Genomic DNA, 16,036 nt, shown 5'->3' on the forward strand with positions numbered 1-16,036 from the left:
AGCCTCTCGCCAGCCCGAGGGGAGCGCCCTCAACCCACCGCCGCGTAGCGCTCGTACACCTCTTCCTCGTCGAGGGGCAGCAAGCCCGCGCCGCGCTCGTACTCTGTACGCGCAGTCTCCAGCAGGCGGCGCCACGAGGTGACGGTCGGTCGCCGGCGCAACAGCGCGCGGCGCTCCCGCTCCGTCATGCCGCCCCATACGCCGAATTCGACGCGGTTGTCGAGCGCATCAGCGAGGCATTCCGTGCGTACCGGACATCCGGTGCACACCGCCTTGGCCCTGTTCTGCGCTGCTCCTTGAACGAACAGTTCATCTGGATCGGTAGTGCGGCAGGCCGCCTGCGCACTCCAGTCGGTTACCCAGCCCATACCGGCGCCGTCCTCTCCCGAATCGAGGCTCCCCCACGGCGGCAGCGGCATATTCACCGCCGCCAGTTGAGGACGTTACGGAAGGTGGGCACAGCGCAACACCCCCTTCGGGCCCAATCTTGAATGGCCCGAACGGACTATGCGTAAGCGGCAGATCACCCGGGGGAGTGAGCTGAGGACATGCGTGACCATCCCGGCAAACCGGGACAGTTCAGTTGAGTCACAACGGACGCCGCGTGACACACAAGGCGGATTCGGACACGCGCCCCACACAAACCCGCGGAACCTCCGGAACGATTCGGGGCCGCCGGACGTATTGATACGTGGCCGCACTGCTGTGACAGTTGGGAGCAGCTTAGGCCAAGGGATATACGCGTGTCCGGCGATTGAGAACGTAGGCTGCCCTCATGCCAAAGAAGCGCTCGGGCGGTGGTCTGTCGCCAACGCAGCAGGCCGCCAAGTTCCTCGGTGTCAGCGTGCTCGCAGGCGCCGTCATGGCCGGAATAGCGCTGCCCGCCGTGGGCGCGCTCGGCCTGGCGGCCAAGGGGTCCGTCCAGGGGTTCGACGAGATTCCCGACAACCTGAAGAGTCCGTCGCTGAGTCAGCGGACCACGATCCTGGACAGCAAGGGCGGTCAGATCGCGACGGTCTACTCGCGCGACCGCACGGTGGTCGACCTCAAGGACATCTCGCCGTACATGCAGAAGGCGATCGTCGCGATCGAGGACTCGCGCTTCTACCAGCACGGCGCGATCGACCTGAAGGGCATCCTGCGTGCCCTGAACCAGAACGCGCAGAACGGCGGAGTGGCCCAGGGCGCCTCCACACTCACCCAGCAGCTGGTGAAGAACTACTTCGTGGAGGAGGCCGGCGACGACCCGACGAAGGTCGCCCAGGCCACCCAGCAGACCCTCGGCCGCAAGATCCGCGAGCTCAAGTACGCGATCCAGCTCGAGGAGAAGCTCGGCAAGAAGAAGATCCTCGAGAACTACCTGAACATCACGTTCTTCGGCCAGCAGGCCTACGGCATCGAGGCCGCCGCCCAGCGCTACTTCTCCAAGCCCGCCAAGCAGCTGAACCTCCAGGAGTCGGCGCTGCTCGCGGGCATCGTCCAGTCACCCAGCCGGTACGACCCGGTCAACGACGAGGCGGAGGCCACCAAGCGCCGCAACACCGTGCTGCAGCGCATGGCCGATGTGCACGACATCTCGCAGCAGGAGGCCGACGAGGCCAAGGAGAAGAAGCTCGGCCTGAACGTCAGCAGGCCGAAGAACGGCTGCATCACGGCCGTCAAGGGCGCCAGCTTCTTCTGCAAGTACGTGGAGCATGTCTTCCTGAGCGACCCGGTCTTCGGCAAGACCAAGGAGGCCCGGGCGAAGATCTGGAACCAGGGCGGCCTGACCATCCGCACCACGCTCGACCCGCAGTCCCAGGAGTCGGTGCAGGCCTCGCTCAAGTCGCACGTCAACAAGTCGGACTCGGTCGCCGCGGCGGCCACGCTGGTCGAGCCGGGCACCGGAAAGATCGTCGGCATGGGCCAGTCGAGGCCGTACGGCTACGGGAAGAACGAGACGGAGTACAACTTCTCGGTCGACTACGCCATGGGCGGCTCGAACTACGGTTTCCCGACCGGTTCGACCTTCAAGCCGTTCGTGGCGGCGGCCGCTCTGGAGCAGGGCCGGCCGGTGACGCAGGAGTACTCGGCGCCGTACAAGATGCCCTACCCCAGCCCCGTACAGACGTGCAGCGGCAAGCCCTGGACCAACCAGGCCAACGAGCAGGTACCGAACGAGAGCACGTCCGAGGTCGGTCCGTACCGGCTGAAGAAGGCGATGGCCCTGTCGGTCAACACCTACTTCGTGCAGATGATCTCGGACATCGGCCTCTGCCCGGTGATACAGCAGATCGACAAACTCGGCGTGGTCCAGGGCAACGGCGACAAGCTCCCCGAGGTGCCCGCCATCTCCCTCGGATCCAAGGGCATCTCCCCGCTGACGATGGCCACGGCGTACGCCGCCTTCGCCTCCCGCGGCATGTACTGCACCCCGATCGCCATAGAGTCGATCACGCAGAAGATCGACGGCAAGGAGAAGGCCCTCGAGGTCCCGCGGTCGACGTGCGAGCGGGCGATGTCCGAGAAGACCGCGGACAGCATCAACACACTGCTGAGCGGCGTGGTCGACTCCGGTACGGGCCAGCAGGCCGGTCTCACCGCCCGCGCCAACGCCGGTAAGACGGGTACGACGGACGAGCGCAAGAACGCCTGGTTCGTCGGCTACACGCCGAACCTGTCCGGCGCGGTCTGGGTCGGCAGCCCCACCCAGCAGGTCAAGATGGTGAACATCCGCATCGGCGGCGTCTACCACGCCAAGGTGTACGGCGGCCAGGTCCCCGGGCCCATCTGGCGGGACCTGATGTCCGGCGCCCTCACGGGCAAGGAGGCCCCGTCCTTCAACCTGGTCGACATTCCCGACCTCGACAGGGACAAGGACAGGGACAAGGACAAGGGCCGGGACCGTGACGACGGGGACAACGGGAACGGGAACGGCCCGAACGGGAACACCATCGGCGGCCTGCCCACCGGCGGACCGTTCCCGACGCCTTCCTTCTCCATTCCCGAGGGATGGATTCAGGGGACCACCAACAGGGGCGGTGGAAACGGCGGCCAGCGCGGCTGACCCGTACCCGTATCCGTACCCGTCAGTCGCGACAGCCTCTTGAGGGGTACTCCCGCCCCTGAGTCGTAGGGCCACTCGGCAGGTGGCAGCAGAGTGGGCCAGGACGAACTCCTGGCCCACGAAGACTTTCCGGTTGCCGGCGTTCTGACGCCGCCTCAGCCCGCGAGCAGCTTCTTCACCACCGCGGCGACGCGACCGCCCTCGGCCTGGCCGGCCACCTTCGGGTTCACGATCTTCATGACCTGGCCCATGGCACGCGGCCCCTCGGCACCCGCCGCCTTCGCCTCTTCGACGGCCTGGGCGACGATCTGCTGAAGCTCGTCGTCGGACAGCTGCTTGGGCAGGTACGCGGCGAGAATCTCGCCCTCCGCCTTCTCCCGCTCGGCCGACTCGGCGCGACCGCCCTGCGCGAAGGCGTCCGCGGCCTCGCGGCGCTTCTTCGCCTCGCGGGTGATCACCTTCTGCACTTCGTCGTCGGAGAGTTCGCGCTTGGTCTTGCCCGCGACCTCCTCCTTGGTGATGGCGGCGAGGGTCAGCCGGAGCGTCGAGGAGCGGAGCTCATCGCGCTCCTTGATCGCGGCGTTGAGGTCATCCTGCAGCTTCGACTTGAGCTTGGTCATGCCGACGATTGTCGCAGGTGTGGTGAGGCGGTCGCCTGTTGATTTCGGAGCGCGCTGTCGCTGCGATCGGGGTGGGCTCGGGTTGGGCGCGGGTTGCGCTCGGCGGGGCGTCCTCGGGATGTGCTCGGTTTGTGCTCGGCGGGGCGTCCTCGGGTTGTCCCCGGGTTGTCCCCGGGTTGTCCACAGGCGGGCACGCGGGCTCGCGAGGGTCTGACACGATGGAGGTATGCGCGCGCGATACGGAGTACCCCTGGGAATCACGGCGGTGGGCGCCGCCGGTCTGTTGTACGCGGCGGGTTTCGAGGCCCGTTCCTTCCGCCTGCGGCGGGTGACGGTCCCGGTCCTGCCGCCGGGGATGCAACCGCTCCGCATCCTCCAGGTCTCCGACATCCACATGGTGAGCGGACAGCGCAAGAAGCAGCGCTGGCTGCGCTCCCTGGCCGGCCTGCGCCCCGACTTCGTGATCAACACCGGGGACAACCTCTCGGACCCTGAGGGCGTGCCCGAGGTCCTGGACGCGCTCGGCCCCCTGATGGAGTTCCCGGGGGCGTACGTCTTCGGTTCGAACGACTACTACGGCCCCAAACTCCGCAACCCCGCCCGCTACTTGATCGAGAAGACCCAGGGCCGCCACGGCCTGAACGGCAACGCACCCGTGGTGGGAGCCATCCACAACCCGTGGGAGGACCTGCGCGACGGTTTCGACACGGCGGGCTGGCTGAACCTGACGAACACGCGGGGGACGCTGAAGGTCGAGGGCATGGAGATAGAGCTGACCGGCCTCGACGACCCGCACATCAGGCGCGACCGCTACGCGCGCGTGGCCGGCGGCCCGTCGGAGTCGGCCGACTTCTCGATGGGCGTGGTCCACGCCCCGTACCTGCGCACCCTGGACGCCTTCACCGCCGACGGCTACCCGCTGATCCTCGCCGGCCACACCCACGGCGGCCAGCTCTGCCTCCCCTTCTACGGCGCCTTCGTCACCAACTGCGACCTGGACACGGACCGCGTAAAGGGCCTGTCCACGCATACGGCGGAGGGCCGGACGGCGTACATGCACGTCTCAGCGGGCTGCGGAACGAACCGCTACACGCCGGTACGGTTCGCCTGCCCGCCGGAGGCGTCGCTGTTGACGTTGGTGGAGCGGCCGTAGTTGGCGTTGATGGAGCGGCGGTAGGGGGAGCAGGCGGGGGCGGCTGACGGCGCGGCCCATGGACGGCTCGAGCGGGTGCCGTAACGAGCCGGTGCCGTCACGAGAGCCGCTGTCAGTGCGATCCGCCGCCGAACCGTTCGGTGCGATCCGCCGCCGATCCGATCCCTCCGCCACTCCGCGCGTCACCGAACCGAGCCCCCAGTCGGTGTGAGCCCCTGCCGAACCAGCCCCCTGTCGGCGACAAGGCGGGCGGGCGTAACCCACCCAGGCGACCCATATCGCCCGATTCGCCCGATCCGCTTAGCGTGGGGCCATGATCGCCCCCATCCCCAGGGACATACCCGACCTCCCCGCGATACCGGGTATCCCACCGCCTGTCCCCTTCATCGTCCCCGCGGGCGCGGTGGTCGCGCCCGCGCGCCGCCCGGCGGCGGCGGCCTTCCGCCTCCTCGTGGCCCTCGCGGCGGTAGCAGGTGTGACCATCGACCTGATCCTGGGCAGCCCGCTGCGGGTCCTCAGCTACTTCTCCATCCAGAGCAACGTGGTCGTGGCCATCGCCTTCGCCGCCTCGGCCTGGCACGCGTGGACGGCCCGCCGCCCCCTGCCCGGCGCAGTGACGGGCGGCACACTCGTCTACATCGTGATCACGGGCCTGGTCTACCACCTGATCCTGGCGAACCAGTCCGGCGGCTTCTCGATGACCGGAGAGGCCGACTCACCCTCGGGCTGGCAGGCGGTGGCCAACCAGCTGCTGCACACGGCGACGCCGATCGCGGTACTGATCGACTGGCTCCTGCTGACCAGCCCGACCCCGCTGACCGTACGCAACGCGGCGACCTGGGTTCTCTACCCCGTCGTCTACCTGGGCTTTTCCCTGGCCCGCGGCGCAGCAATGTCCCCCGGCACCCCGGACCGCTACCTCTACCCGTTCGTGGACGCCGAGCGGCACGGCTACGGCTGGGTCCTCGGCAACGCCGCGATCCTCGGCGTCGCCTTCTGCGCCCTGGCCCTCCTGACCGTCACCCTCGACCACCTCCGCCCCGACCCCGTCCGCCGCCGCGTCAGACGCCCCGAAAACCGGATTTCGTCTCCGGCCACCGGTGGGCTAAAGTAAACGACGTCGCCGCGACAAGCAGCGACAATCGGGGTGTAGCGCAGCTTGGCAGCGCGCTTCGTTCGGGACGAAGAGGTCGTGGGTTCAAATCCCGCCACCCCGACAGTGAAACACCAGGTGAGGCACCTACCAGTTTTGGTAGGTGCCTCACCTGTTTCGTCTGCGTGTCTATCTGCGTGACTACCGCTCCGGATCCCGCTTGAAGATGCCGTCCATGACCACGGCGCCGGTCTGGATCACGGGGCGGATCTGCTTGCGGTAGACCTCCTCGGTCACGGCCGTACCGGAGTGGCCGACGAGCCGAGAGATCTCCTCCAGGGGCACCCTTCGGTCCGAGAGCAGCGACACGAAGCTGTGCCGGAGCTCCCGGGGCGTCCACTCGTCAGCGTTGACCCCCTCGGCGTCCTTGAGCGCCTGGCGAAAAGCCCGCCGTACGTTGGTCGCGTCGAGCGGCTTGCCCACGGCCGACGAGAAGACCAGCCCGTGTTCCTCCCACTCGTCACCAGCGGCGAGCCGTTATCGAAGTGCTGCCAGAGGACATCGACGCAACGTGCCGGCAGAGCGAGCGTGCGCCGAGACTTCCTGGTCTTCGTGTCCCCACCGCGCCGGACCGAGCGCCACACGGCAATGTGCGGAGGCTGCGGCGGGTCGGCGTCGGGCCTTCCCTTCAGGAACACGTGGTCCCAGGTCAGCGCCCGCAGTTCCTCGGTCCGTGCGCCGGTCAGCAGGGCGACGACGATGTACGCGTGCATCGAGGTCCCCTCGGCCGCCCTCAGCACCGCCTCGGCCTGGGCGAAGGTGAGCGCCTTGGACGGCCGCCCCGGCTGACCCTGAGGTACCGAGCACAGCTCGACGACATTGCGCTTCACCTTGTCGCGCGCCATGGCCCGCTTGACCGAGCGGTTCAGGCAGGAGTGGACATCTTGCAGTGTGCGTGTGCTGAGCGTTTTGGCCCTGGCAGCCAGCCAGCGGTCGACGTCTTCCGCGCTGAGGTCTCGGAGCTTCCGGGCGCCTAGGGCCGGGATCACATGCTTCTGGCTCAAAGTGGTGCATTTCTCGACCGTGCGGGGGTCGCGACCAGCCAGGCCGTATGTAAGCCAGTCGTTCACGGCGTCGGCGACTGTGTAGCCCGTGGGCGCGATCGCCAGACCGTCCTCGTGGTCCCGCAAGACCTCCTTGAACTTGTTCTTCGCCTCCGTCTTGGTCTTGCCGCTCCCCCGCTTGACGATCCGCTTGCCGCTCGGATCGAAACCGAGGTTCGCCGTGGCGATCCACCGCTGTCTCTTCTCATCCCAGTACAGGCCGCCGTCACCGCTCCGGTGGTGTGCGGTACGGGTGATCTCGCGGGAGTCGACCGTGGATGGGGTGTCGTGGCGGGGGTCCGTGAGTCGGTGCCGCCGTCCTGATGAGCGACGTCACCCCCCAGGACTTCGGCGACGTCTACGTGAAGCTGGCCGGCGTCTCGACGAAGTGCTCGCTGTTCACCTTCCGCCTGTCGTACTCGGGCAAGGCGGCCCACCGGATCTTCGCCTCGGAGGGACAGGAGGCGTTCTTCGAGGGACACGTGCATGCCTTCAGGGTGCTGGGCGGTCATGTGCGTGACAACTCTTCGGCGATCTCGTGTTCCCGGTCAGGATGGTCGCTCCGTCGAGGAACGCTCCCCGGACCGGGCCGACATGCGAGCTCGCGAGTGGGCCCGCGTCCCGGCCGGAATCGCGGACACCATGCAGCACTACTGCGGTTGAACTCGCAGTGGCGGGTGGGGATCTGACGTTTCATGATCGTTGCGGTATGCCGGAGCTATGAGGTACGCGCAGGGAGGCGGGCTGACACCGAAGAAGCAGGCTGCTCGTGAACAGCTGAGGCTGGAGGCCGCGGAGCGGTTCGCGCGGGGGGAGAAGACCAGGGACGTCGCGCGTGAGCTTCGGGTCGGGGAGCGCCAGGTGGAGAAGTGGCGCAGAACGTGGCGTGAGGGCGGGGCGGAGGCGCTGCGGTCGAAGGGGCCGATGTGCGTGGAGCTTTTGAGCCCTGCTCAATGGGAGCGTCTCGTGCGGGAGTTGGAGCGCGGCACCCTGGCGCACGGGTGGGATGAGGAGCAGGGCTGGACGCTGGTGCGGATCCGTGCGCTGATCATCCGGTTGTTCCTGGTGGAGTACACGGTGCAGGGGGTCTGGAAGCTGATGCGACGGCACGGGTGGTCCCCGCAGGTGCCGGCCCGGCGGGCGCTGGAGCGGGACGACGCGAGTGTCGAGCGGTGGCGGAGCGAGGTGTGGGAGACGGTAAAGCCACCGCGGCGGCCCAGGACGCCTACATCTGCTTCGAGGACGAGGCAGGACAGGGGCTGAGGCCGCCGAAGGGGCACACGTGGGCACCGAGAGGTCGGACACCGCAGGTGCGAGTGCGTGGCTCGAACCGGGGACGGGTCTCCGTGGCGGGCGTGGTCTGCTACAAGAGCGGCGAACGATCCCGCCTGTTCTACCGGTTGCACATGTACCGGGGGCGGAAGGGCGAGGCGAAGAGCTTCGGATGGCAGGACTACCGCGACCTGATCGTCGTGGCGCACAACCAGCTCAAGGCCCCCGTGGTCTGGGTCTGGGACAATCTCAACGTCCACCTGGTCGACGAGCTCGCGCTGTTCTTCATGGAGAACGAGGAGTGGCTGACGGTGTTCCAGTTGCCGTCGTACGCTCCTGAGCTCAATCCGCAGGAGGGCATCTGGTCGCTGGTCAAGCGTGGCCTGGCCGACTTCGCCGCCGCCAACCTCGACCACCTGTCCCGCATCATGAAGCGCAAGCTCAAGAAGATCCAGTACCGCCCGGAACTGATCGACGGCTGCCTCACCGAGACCGGGCTGATCATGAGTGCCGGATGATCGCCGGGCCCGCCACCGCGAGTTCAACCGCAGTATCTCCAGCAGATCGCCGGGACGATGCGGCGGGGCACCGTGAAGAATGCCGAGCTGACGCTGCGGGAGTTCGCACTGCTTATCGCCGCAGCCAGTGCGCTAGGAAATCAGCCAGGCCCGCATCATCGGAACCACGTACTCTCTGAAACACAGAAGCGTTTTCCACCGAGCCGACTGTCTGACCATATGGGCGACAACATCAGAAAACATCCGACACACTAGCGCGCAGGGAACCCGAATATTCCTGCCGGGTTCCCTGCACAGATCAAGGCTGCTAGGAGGCCTTGGTCATAACTCCCGCGCTGACGGAGAAGGTCTCGGGCGGGCACCAGACGATAGAGTCGCCACTGGACTTCCAGGTCGCGGACTCCCGTGTCACCTTGGAGCCGTCAAGGTATCGCTTGCACACGACGATCGCCTTGTAATGCCCACCATTGCTCTTGCTGCAGTTCGCGATCGCGCCCTGATGCCCGTCCGGGTTGTACTTTGAGTAAGTGCAACCGCTCGGGTGAGCCTTCACACTGATGTCGCCAACCGTGGAGGCCGCCATAGCCTCCCCCTGGAGTCCCAGGACGGACACCGCCAGCGCACCGCCGGAGATCAGCACTGCCAAATGCTTCTTCATACCCTGAGCTCCCTCTTGATCGCTTCCGTGAAACCGTAGACTGACGTGCGATGTTTGCGGTCTTCCCACTAGGGCTTGGTCTCGACGCCCGCGGACGAGGGATTAGTTGACCCGTTGCAATACGCGAAAGAGACGGTCCCTCCGGTTCTTTGCCAGTTGCCCTCGGCGGTCGTCTTCTTTCCGGTCTCCGGATCCTTGCAGACCGCGATGGCACGGAAGGCGCCGCCGTTACCCTTCTTGCAAATGGCCCAAGTGCGGTACGCGTCCGCTATTCCATAGGTGCAGCTGCTTGGGCGGGCTTTCACTTCAATCTCACCGGCCGACGCGGCGACGGGGGTCGAGACGGCGAATCCGACCATTGCCGAGCCCGCCAGAAGCGCCCTGAGTGTTGTACGCACTGGTACCTCAATCCCGGTTGTTTGTCGTGGATTTGACTGCCCTAAAGCTATGGGCGCCGAATCGACAGTGTCAACGAAGATTAAAAACTTGAGCGAGATCTGAGGTTCCCCGCTACGCGTACTAGTAGGACTTTTGGGAGGCGACTGGGGCGACGACCTGCATATTCACGCCGCCCGCGAGTTGCAGGAATTACCGGACCCCTCACCTCCAATTGTGACCACCACCCCGGCGCCAGTGGCACCCGATAGGGTTTGGGTCTGCGATACCGATACGGAAGGCGCCACGCATGTCCTACGCCGATGCCCCAAAGCGCCTCGCCGTCTGCTCCGCGATCTGGCCCAAGCGCTCGAAGACGCCGGAGTGAATCCGTCCGGCGCGACCCATGAGCGCCACCGATCTGGCCCAAAGATCGCTAAGTGGGGCCGAAACCGGCTGTCGAGCGGAGCCAGCTCACGTTGTCGAAGCCACACGTGGGCACGCGCAGGCTGACTGCGGTACAGCAGAGAAGTACAGCAACCGTGCTGACTGCACACGACCTTCCGCAACCGCTAACATCCTCGTGACCAGGACGGATGACCTCAGCGGCCTAGCCGCCCGTAGTTCGCATCTAGGGGGCAGGCCCGCCAGGGTTCACAGAGATCCTCGGGATCTAGCTGGGCCCGTCGGTCAGACCTCAACGGGCACAATCGCAGCCAGTGCGGCGCGCTCCAACCTGCGAATGAGCTGCCAGACGACGACGATCGACAGCGCAGCGGCACAGACGTGCAGACCATCGCTGACCATCAGCTGTCGCAGGGCATGACGAGCCTGGCTCGCGCTGATCGCCTTCTTCAAATCGTCGGAGGCATCGCTGTATGCATTCGCCGCGACGAGGACGGACAGCCACCATGCCGTGAGCAAGGGATGTCCGCGACGACGCTGCGGCTCCGGCCGACTGGCAGCCCACAGGTCGTTGACGAACATCTTGGGTATGAAGAGCTGCGCCACCGGTATCACCCAGCCGAAGACCAGCCACGCCCTACGCCGGCGCTGTCCCTGACGCCAGATCACATCCGCGACGTCGCGCATGTCGGCGAGCCAGATGCTGAACTGGAGCAGGGCCACGAGGAGCAGAGCCGTCCGCCAGCCCATCAGGTTTCTAAAATACGTGTCGACCTCGACCAACGGGTTGTCGACGTACGGCCCTGGCATCAGCGGTCCGGTCAGCAGTTGGTACTTGTGCCACGCTGCCAGCCCGGCCGCGAGGGTCACCAGCGCGAACGCGGCGAGCGCGCCGCAGGCGAACCGGGCCTGCCCGCGCGGCACCCTGACCGATCCAGCCACTTCACACCCCCTGGAAACCGCCCGTTCGGACTTCCCGCAGGTCGGCAGCGGATCTTAACCCCCAGGGAAGCTGGTCCCACAGCCCCAGCTCGCGAGCCCGGCAGCACCGGCTTCCGTGGCACATCAGGCGGTGGCGAGTGGCCTCACCTGTGCGTATGCGATCCCCGGCCATGAAGCGCCCAGTGAACACCCTCGTTTTCCTGCTGCGGAGCACGCTGGGCCTGGTCGGCGGCCTGGTGTTCATGTGGGAGATGAACCGCCAGGCTTCGGGACCGGGCTGGAGGAAGCCGCGAGTCTTCTCGGCGGCAGCCGTGGTGCTGCTCGCCGGGCTGCTTGCCGTCTAGTGACCGCCCGACGACGTGCCCCTCCCGTGCTGTCAACAGCCATTGAGATGCCCAGGTGGGTGGCCGTTGGGGGTCCAGGCTGGTGGCCATCAGAAACCCAGGCGTGTGGCCAGTGGTGTTCCTGGGGGTGGGGTCAGTTCAAGGGGACCACTCCCTTCCCGGCGAGGGCCTCCGCGAGGCGATGTGAGTCGCCGGTGGTGGTCACGAGGTGAGCGTGGTGCATGAGACGGTCGGTGCTCGCGCCCGCGAGAGTCTTCGGCATGATCGTGTCGAAGCCATCTGGGGCTGGCACTTGTTCCCCATCGAGAGTTCCTGCTGCCACCTGGCCGTATCCCGTTCCTGGGGTCCTCGTTGAATCTCGTGGCGGCACTCAGTTTCTCCAGGTGCCACCTTGACCGTTCAGGCGCGAGGAAGGTGTGCCGGTGGGCGAGGCGAGACTGCAGGTCATCGCAGGCGGTGCCGTTCCGCAGGGGCCGCTGATGACGGACCCCTGGCAGTTCCAGGCAGTGTGCGTCGATGCGTTCGTCGCCTCATGGCGGGCTCGCGGGTTCAGCCCGGTGACCATCGACAACGACATCGGTCTCCTGGAGCGGACCCTCACGGCTCTGGGACGACCAGCCTGGGAAGTGACGCCCGAGGACGTTGACCGCGTGGTCGGTGACCTCGCGGTGAAGGGCCGCAAGACCTCAACCCGACGCGAGTACGTGCAGATCTTCAAGGGCTTCCACCGGTTCCTGCAGGCCCGCAAGTCGGCCGAGATCGAGGCGGCCTTCGGGGTCCGGCTGGTCTGCCCAGTCGACGAGTTCAACGCGTCAAGGCATGTCGGCGATGACTCCCCGGCCTTGGTGCCGCCACCGACCCCGGAACGGGTGGCGGAATTCTTCGACTTCATGAAACAGCGGATCGCGACCGCCCGGAAGTACGGACCTGCCGCCCGTGACTATGCGATGTTCCGGACGCTCTATCACGCTGGGCTCCGCTCGGAGGAGGCATCGCTGCTGGAGAAGCCAGACCTGCACTTCACCCGCGGCCCGTTCGGCAAGCTCCACGTCCGCTTCGGCAAAGGCGCCCATACTTCGGGACCGCGGCCGCGGTGGGTGCCCATGCTCGACGGCCTCGACCTGGTGCTGCGATGGTTCCTGGAGGACGTGCGGCCCAAGTTCCCTGACTCGCCTGTGCTGTTCGCCGACGAGTCCGGCGGCAGCCTCCATCGCGGAACCATCCGCAACCGGCTGCGATATCTCATGGAACTCGAAGGCCGGCCAGCGGCCGAGCGGTTCAGTCCGCATGCCCTGCGGCGGGCCTGCGCGACCCACAACTACGAACGTGGCGTCGACCTGGTCGCGATCCAGCAGATGCTCGGTCACTGGACGGTCAGTTCGACCATGCGATATGTCCGGCCTTCCGCAACGTTCATCGAGGACGCCTATCAACGGGCTGTCGCCGGCACCCTGGCCGAACTGACCGGGAAGGACACCACCGCATGAAGATCCAATGGCGGCTGCGGATGGCCGCCGCCCAACGCGAGGTCTGGACGGGCACCGAACTGCGGCGGCTGCTGGCCGAGAAGGCCGGCCTGGAGTTGTCCTCCGCGTCGGTTTCCGCGCTGTTCACCAAGGAGCCCTCGCAGGTGAAGATGACCACGCTGGCCGCGTTGTGCACCGCGCTGGAGTGCACTCCCAACGACCTGATCCAGGTCGACACCACCCCCGTCGGGCCCGTCGCACCACCACGGCCGGTCGCAGATCTTCCGCAGGCCGCCTCCGCCCGGGGCCGCTCGATGCCACCGTTGTGACTCGGAGGGTGTGGTGGGCAAGAAGCAACGGGACTGCAGCACCTGCGGTGCCCCGGTGGGATTTCTCGACCGGGACCTGTGCTGCCTTTGCTTTCGCCGCCTCAAGGAGCAAGCAGCGAGGGCGACTTGTCCGTCCTGCGGCCTGGACCGTGTCCTGCAGGAGGACACCGGCCGGTGTGTGTTGTGCTCGCGAGTCTGCGAAGAGTGCGGGCATCCGGTGCGATCACCGCAGAACCGGCTGTGTCGGGACTGCCGACGCCGAGCCGAACGGCTGGCCTCCCAACAACGGTGTCCCCGTTGCGGAAGGGCGGGATATCTGCGCGAGGCGACCGGCTGGTGCGGGTCCTGTTCACGGCCCCGACAGGGGAAACAGCCGCCGCGGAACTGCCGCGAGTGCGGGCAGCTCAGGCGTCATGCCGGGCTGGGGCTGTGCTCGGCCTGCTGGCAAAAGCACCCCGGCCGCCCCTTCATCCGCGGCGAACACCTTCGCGACCAACTACCCGACCCGCCTGCATGGTTGGACGACTTCGTCGCTCATGTCGCGGCCCGCCATTGTGTCGGCCGGGCCTGCGGATTCGTCGTGGACCTGGGCCGCCTTCTTCAGGACGAGCACTCCAACTCGCCCCAGGCTCTCATCGAACGATCCCGCAGACCGGGTCGGTCCATGGGCTCCTTCGCCCGCGCGCTTGAGGACTTCTTCACCCTCCGCGGCCTGGCCCTGCCCACTGACCAGTCCGAACGGCTCGCCGCCGGGCGGCGCAAACGCCGCGTCGACACCGTGCCCGAACCGCTGAGACCGGCCGTTGTCGCCTTCGATGACTCTCGGATGCGAGCCCAGGACCGAGCCCGCCGGGCGGGAACCCGCCCCCGCAGTGATCACACGCTGGAAACGGCCCTGGCCACCATGCGGGACCTCGCGCTGTTCCTCATGAACCATCGAGGCAAGACCGACTGGGCCCTCGTGGATGTGCATGACGTCGAGGCATTCCTGGTCACGCTGCCCAAGGGACGCAAGCGGCGGCTGACCGTGCTGCGGCAGTTCTTCCGCTTCGCTCGCTCTCAGAAGATGGTGCTGGTGGATCCCACCCGGACCCTGACCGCAAAGGAGTCGAACGGCTTCCGCGGCCGGACACTCACCCTCGATCAGCAGCGTGAGCTATTCCGCCGCTGGACCACCAGACCCCAAGTCCACCCGCATGAAGCCCTGTTGGGCATGTTCGCCCTGTTGCACGGAGCCTCCAGCTCGGACATCCGCCTGCTGCAGATCGCCGACGTGAACCCGCTGGCCCAGACGGTCGGGCTCGGCAAACGACCCCGCCCCGTGCCACTGGACCCTGCCTCCTGGGCCGTGCTGCAGAGATGCCTTGACCATCGCGACGGCTGGCGAACCGACAACCCGCACGTGATGGTCACCAAAGGAACAAAGGCCGGGCGGAGCCCGGCCTCGACTGCCTATCTTTCCCACGTCCTGGACGACTGCGGATACCCGCCGCGGATGATTCGCAGCACCCGCCTCGTCGACCTGGTGAACACCATGGATCCCAAGCTCGTGGCGGCGGCCTTCGGAATGACGGCCGAATCGACTTTGATCTATCTGGCCGATCACATCGACGACGGGCGCCTGCCGAACCCGTGAACTTTCGGCAGCACCTCGCACGAGTTCGCCGGAACAAGTGCGCTTTCGAGGGGTGAATGTTGCTGGTCACAGCGATGGACCGGCGTTCGTAGGCGGCGTCGATGATCCGGTAGAACGCCTCGGCGGCGTCTTCCCCGACGGGCAGCAGGCCGATGTCGTCGATGACGATGAGGTCCGCGCGGCAGATCCGGGCGACGGTCCGTGCGGTGGACCCGTCGACCTTCGACTTCCCGATCGCGGCGCTGAGCGTCTCAAGGGTGAACCAGGACACCCGCAGGTCCTTCTCGATCGCGGCCTGGGCCAGGCCCTCGGTGAAGTGGCTCTTGCCCGTCCCTGACGGGCCGGCGATCACCAAGTTCTCGGCGCGGCCGATCCACTCCAGGGTGATCAGGGAGTTCTGGGTGGGTTCGGGGATGGTGGAGTCCTCGGCCCGCCAGGAGCCCAGGGTCTTGCCGGTGGGGAAGTTCGCCGAGTGCCGGCGAAGACGCCGGGTGGCGGCGTCGCGGCCGGTGACCTCCTCAGCGATCAGCAGCCGCAGGACCTCGGCGGGATCCAGCGTTGCGCGCGGGCGGTGGCCAGAACGTCGGGGGCGGCTTTGCGCATATAGGGCAGGCGCATCCGGCGCATCAGCCTGTCCAACTCCTCGGGCAGGGCCGGGGCCTGGGGAAACGTCACGGTCGTATATTCCTTCGCTGGTCGAGGTAGTCGCCGATAGGCTCGGCGGGTGATTAATCTGGCGGTGCGTGGTGACAGCGGGGACATCGTGGCTCGCGCTAAGGCCGGTGTGGAGTGGACCGCTGCCATTGCGGACCTGGACGCGGCGGGCTTCCCGATGCTCTGCGCCCTGACTCCGTATGGGGACGCGGTGTTCAACCAGCGGCAGATGCCGCTGCTGCTGGCGGAACTCGACCGGCTTCCGGCCGCCTGTGGTGGTGAATGGGTCGCTCAGGCCCGCGAGTTGTGCCAGGTCGTCGAGCGCGGGTCGCACCTGTATCTGTGGTTCCTCGGCGACTGAACCCGCTCGGTTGGGCTTCAACTGCTGAAGTTCTATCTGACCGGCAGCGGTCCGGACATCC

General features: G+C 66.9%; 16 protein-coding genes, 1 tRNA gene and 2 pseudogenes. 11 read left to right on the forward strand and 8 right to left on the reverse strand.

The genetic code is table 11. From position 1 onward, the window contains the following. Positions 1-29: 29 nt before the first annotated feature. Positions 30-368: a transcriptional regulator WblA gene (gene wblA / locus C4B68_RS18200; RefSeq protein ID WP_028799159.1), complete on the reverse strand. Its 339-nt coding sequence runs from the start codon at positions 366-368 to the stop codon at positions 30-32. A gap of 407 nt (positions 369-775) precedes the next feature. Here wblA and C4B68_RS18210 point away from each other — a divergent pair, with 407 nt between their 5' ends. Continuing rightward, a complete protein-coding gene (locus C4B68_RS18210; protein ID WP_099504970.1) occupies positions 776-3,046 on the forward strand; it encodes a transglycosylase domain-containing protein in 2,271 nt (756 codons plus the stop codon). 155 nt (positions 3,047-3,201) lie between these two features. On the opposite strand, the gene C4B68_RS18215 is transcribed toward C4B68_RS18210, so the two are convergent. Continuing rightward, positions 3,202-3,666 (reverse strand): GatB/YqeY domain-containing protein, encoded by a 465-nt coding sequence (locus tag C4B68_RS18215; protein ID WP_099504971.1) that lies wholly within the window; start codon positions 3,664-3,666, stop codon positions 3,202-3,204. A 226-nt stretch (positions 3,667-3,892) separates the two neighbouring features. Here C4B68_RS18215 and C4B68_RS18220 point away from each other — a divergent pair, with 226 nt between their 5' ends. The 3 genes from C4B68_RS18220 (at position 3,893) to C4B68_RS18230 (ending at position 6,036) form a co-directional block, all read left to right on the forward strand. Then, complete coding sequence (locus C4B68_RS18220) at positions 3,893-4,819, forward strand: metallophosphoesterase (RefSeq protein ID WP_099504972.1); 927 nt, start codon at positions 3,893-3,895, stop codon at positions 4,817-4,819. A gap of 313 nt (positions 4,820-5,132) precedes the next feature. Continuing rightward, positions 5,133-5,933, forward strand: coding sequence for a Pr6Pr family membrane protein (locus C4B68_RS18225; RefSeq protein ID WP_099504973.1), 801 nt, complete (start codon positions 5,133-5,135; stop codon positions 5,931-5,933). Between the two features lie 29 nt (positions 5,934-5,962). Continuing rightward, positions 5,963-6,036 (forward strand) — tRNA-Pro (locus C4B68_RS18230). Between the two features lie 77 nt (positions 6,037-6,113). Here the strand turns inward: C4B68_RS18230 and C4B68_RS42475 are convergent. Beyond that, positions 6,114-7,273, reverse strand: a pseudogene (locus C4B68_RS42475) (tyrosine-type recombinase/integrase). Between the two features lie 65 nt (positions 7,274-7,338). Between C4B68_RS42475 and C4B68_RS44755 the strand changes: the two are divergent. Then, a complete protein-coding gene (locus tag C4B68_RS44755) occupies positions 7,339-7,704 on the forward strand; it encodes a hypothetical protein (RefSeq protein ID WP_420824025.1) in 366 nt (121 codons plus the stop codon). A 31-nt stretch (positions 7,705-7,735) separates the two neighbouring features. Continuing rightward, positions 7,736-8,805, forward strand: a protein-coding gene (locus tag C4B68_RS44760; protein ID WP_420824026.1) for an IS630 family transposase whose coding sequence is annotated in 2 segments (ribosomal slippage) — positions 7,736-8,200 and positions 8,203-8,805 — 1,068 coding nt in all. Because the reading frame shifts where the segments join, the coding sequence is not laid out codon by codon here. Between the two features lie 307 nt (positions 8,806-9,112). Here the strand turns inward: C4B68_RS44760 and C4B68_RS18260 are convergent. Both C4B68_RS18260 and C4B68_RS18265 read right to left on the reverse strand, forming a co-directional pair. Beyond that, the gene (locus C4B68_RS18260; RefSeq protein WP_099506773.1) at positions 9,113-9,463 is read right to left on the reverse strand and encodes a hypothetical protein; all 351 of its coding nucleotides are present in this window, start codon (positions 9,461-9,463) and stop codon (positions 9,113-9,115) included. A 1,065-nt stretch (positions 9,464-10,528) separates the two neighbouring features. Next, positions 10,529-11,167: a DUF4328 domain-containing protein gene (locus C4B68_RS18265; protein ID WP_099506772.1), complete on the reverse strand. Its 639-nt coding sequence runs from the start codon at positions 11,165-11,167 to the stop codon at positions 10,529-10,531. A 200-nt stretch (positions 11,168-11,367) separates the two neighbouring features. On the opposite strand from C4B68_RS18265, the gene C4B68_RS41915 reads away from it, so the two are divergent. Next, entirely contained in the window at positions 11,368-11,529 is a 162-nt protein-coding gene (locus C4B68_RS41915; RefSeq protein WP_167459106.1) for a hypothetical protein, read from the forward strand. A 133-nt stretch (positions 11,530-11,662) separates the two neighbouring features. Here the strand turns inward: C4B68_RS41915 and C4B68_RS41920 are convergent, their stop codons facing one another. Further along, positions 11,663-11,821, reverse strand: a complete 159-nt coding sequence (locus C4B68_RS41920; protein WP_158711643.1) for a hypothetical protein — start codon at positions 11,819-11,821, stop codon at positions 11,663-11,665. 130 nt (positions 11,822-11,951) lie between these two features. Here C4B68_RS41920 and C4B68_RS18270 point away from each other — a divergent pair, with 130 nt between their 5' ends. The 3 genes from C4B68_RS18270 (at position 11,952) to C4B68_RS18280 (ending at position 14,960) form a co-directional block, all read left to right on the forward strand. After that, positions 11,952-13,016 carry a tyrosine-type recombinase/integrase gene (locus C4B68_RS18270; protein ID WP_206337082.1) on the forward strand — a complete coding sequence of 355 codons (1,065 nt, stop codon included), beginning with the start codon at positions 11,952-11,954 and terminating at the stop codon, positions 13,014-13,016. After that, positions 13,013-13,324, forward strand: coding sequence for a helix-turn-helix domain-containing protein (locus tag C4B68_RS18275; protein ID WP_099506771.1), 312 nt, complete (start codon positions 13,013-13,015; stop codon positions 13,322-13,324). The genes C4B68_RS18270 and C4B68_RS18275 overlap by 4 nt, the downstream gene beginning before the upstream one ends. Positions 13,325-13,841: 517 nt before the next feature. Further along, complete coding sequence (locus C4B68_RS18280) at positions 13,842-14,960, forward strand: tyrosine-type recombinase/integrase (RefSeq protein ID WP_240634393.1); 1,119 nt, start codon at positions 13,842-13,844, stop codon at positions 14,958-14,960. Positions 14,961-15,057: 97 nt separating this feature from the next. On the opposite strand, the pseudogene C4B68_RS18285 reads toward C4B68_RS18280, so the two are convergent. Then, positions 15,058-15,516, reverse strand: a pseudogene (locus tag C4B68_RS18285) (ATP-binding protein); the annotation flags it as partial. Next, positions 15,486-15,635, reverse strand: coding sequence for a hypothetical protein (locus C4B68_RS43295; protein WP_240634394.1), 150 nt, complete (start codon positions 15,633-15,635; stop codon positions 15,486-15,488). The pseudogene C4B68_RS18285 and the gene C4B68_RS43295, both read right to left, overlap by 31 nt. Before the next feature lie 49 nt (positions 15,636-15,684). Here C4B68_RS43295 and C4B68_RS18290 point away from each other — a divergent pair, with 49 nt between their 5' ends. Then, a complete protein-coding gene (locus C4B68_RS18290) occupies positions 15,685-15,975 on the forward strand; it encodes a hypothetical protein (protein ID WP_206337083.1) in 291 nt (96 codons plus the stop codon). The last annotated feature ends 61 nt before the right edge of the window (positions 15,976-16,036 follow it).

The sequence above is a fragment of the Streptomyces dengpaensis genome (genome assembly GCF_002946835.1).
In the GTDB taxonomy this organism is placed as follows: domain Bacteria; phylum Actinomycetota; class Actinomycetes; order Streptomycetales; family Streptomycetaceae; genus Streptomyces; species Streptomyces dengpaensis.

Coding starts and splice junctions, on each gene's coding strand:
- wblA (WP_028799159.1), bottom strand. CDS start 368: ATGGGCTGGGTAACCGACTGGAGTGCGCAGGCGGCCTGCCGCACTACC.
- C4B68_RS18210 (WP_099504970.1), top strand. CDS start 776: ATGCCAAAGAAGCGCTCGGGCGGTGGTCTGTCGCCAACGCAGCAGGCC.
- C4B68_RS18215 (WP_099504971.1), bottom strand. CDS start 3,666: ATGACCAAGCTCAAGTCGAAGCTGCAGGATGACCTCAACGCCGCGATC.
- C4B68_RS18220 (WP_099504972.1), top strand. CDS start 3,893: ATGCGCGCGCGATACGGAGTACCCCTGGGAATCACGGCGGTGGGCGCC.
- C4B68_RS18225 (WP_099504973.1), top strand. CDS start 5,133: ATGATCGCCCCCATCCCCAGGGACATACCCGACCTCCCCGCGATACCG.
- C4B68_RS44755 (WP_420824025.1), top strand. CDS start 7,339: ATGAGCGACGTCACCCCCCAGGACTTCGGCGACGTCTACGTGAAGCTG.
- C4B68_RS18260 (WP_099506773.1), bottom strand. CDS start 9,463: ATGAAGAAGCATTTGGCAGTGCTGATCTCCGGCGGTGCGCTGGCGGTG.
- C4B68_RS18275 (WP_099506771.1), top strand. CDS start 13,013: ATGAAGATCCAATGGCGGCTGCGGATGGCCGCCGCCCAACGCGAGGTC.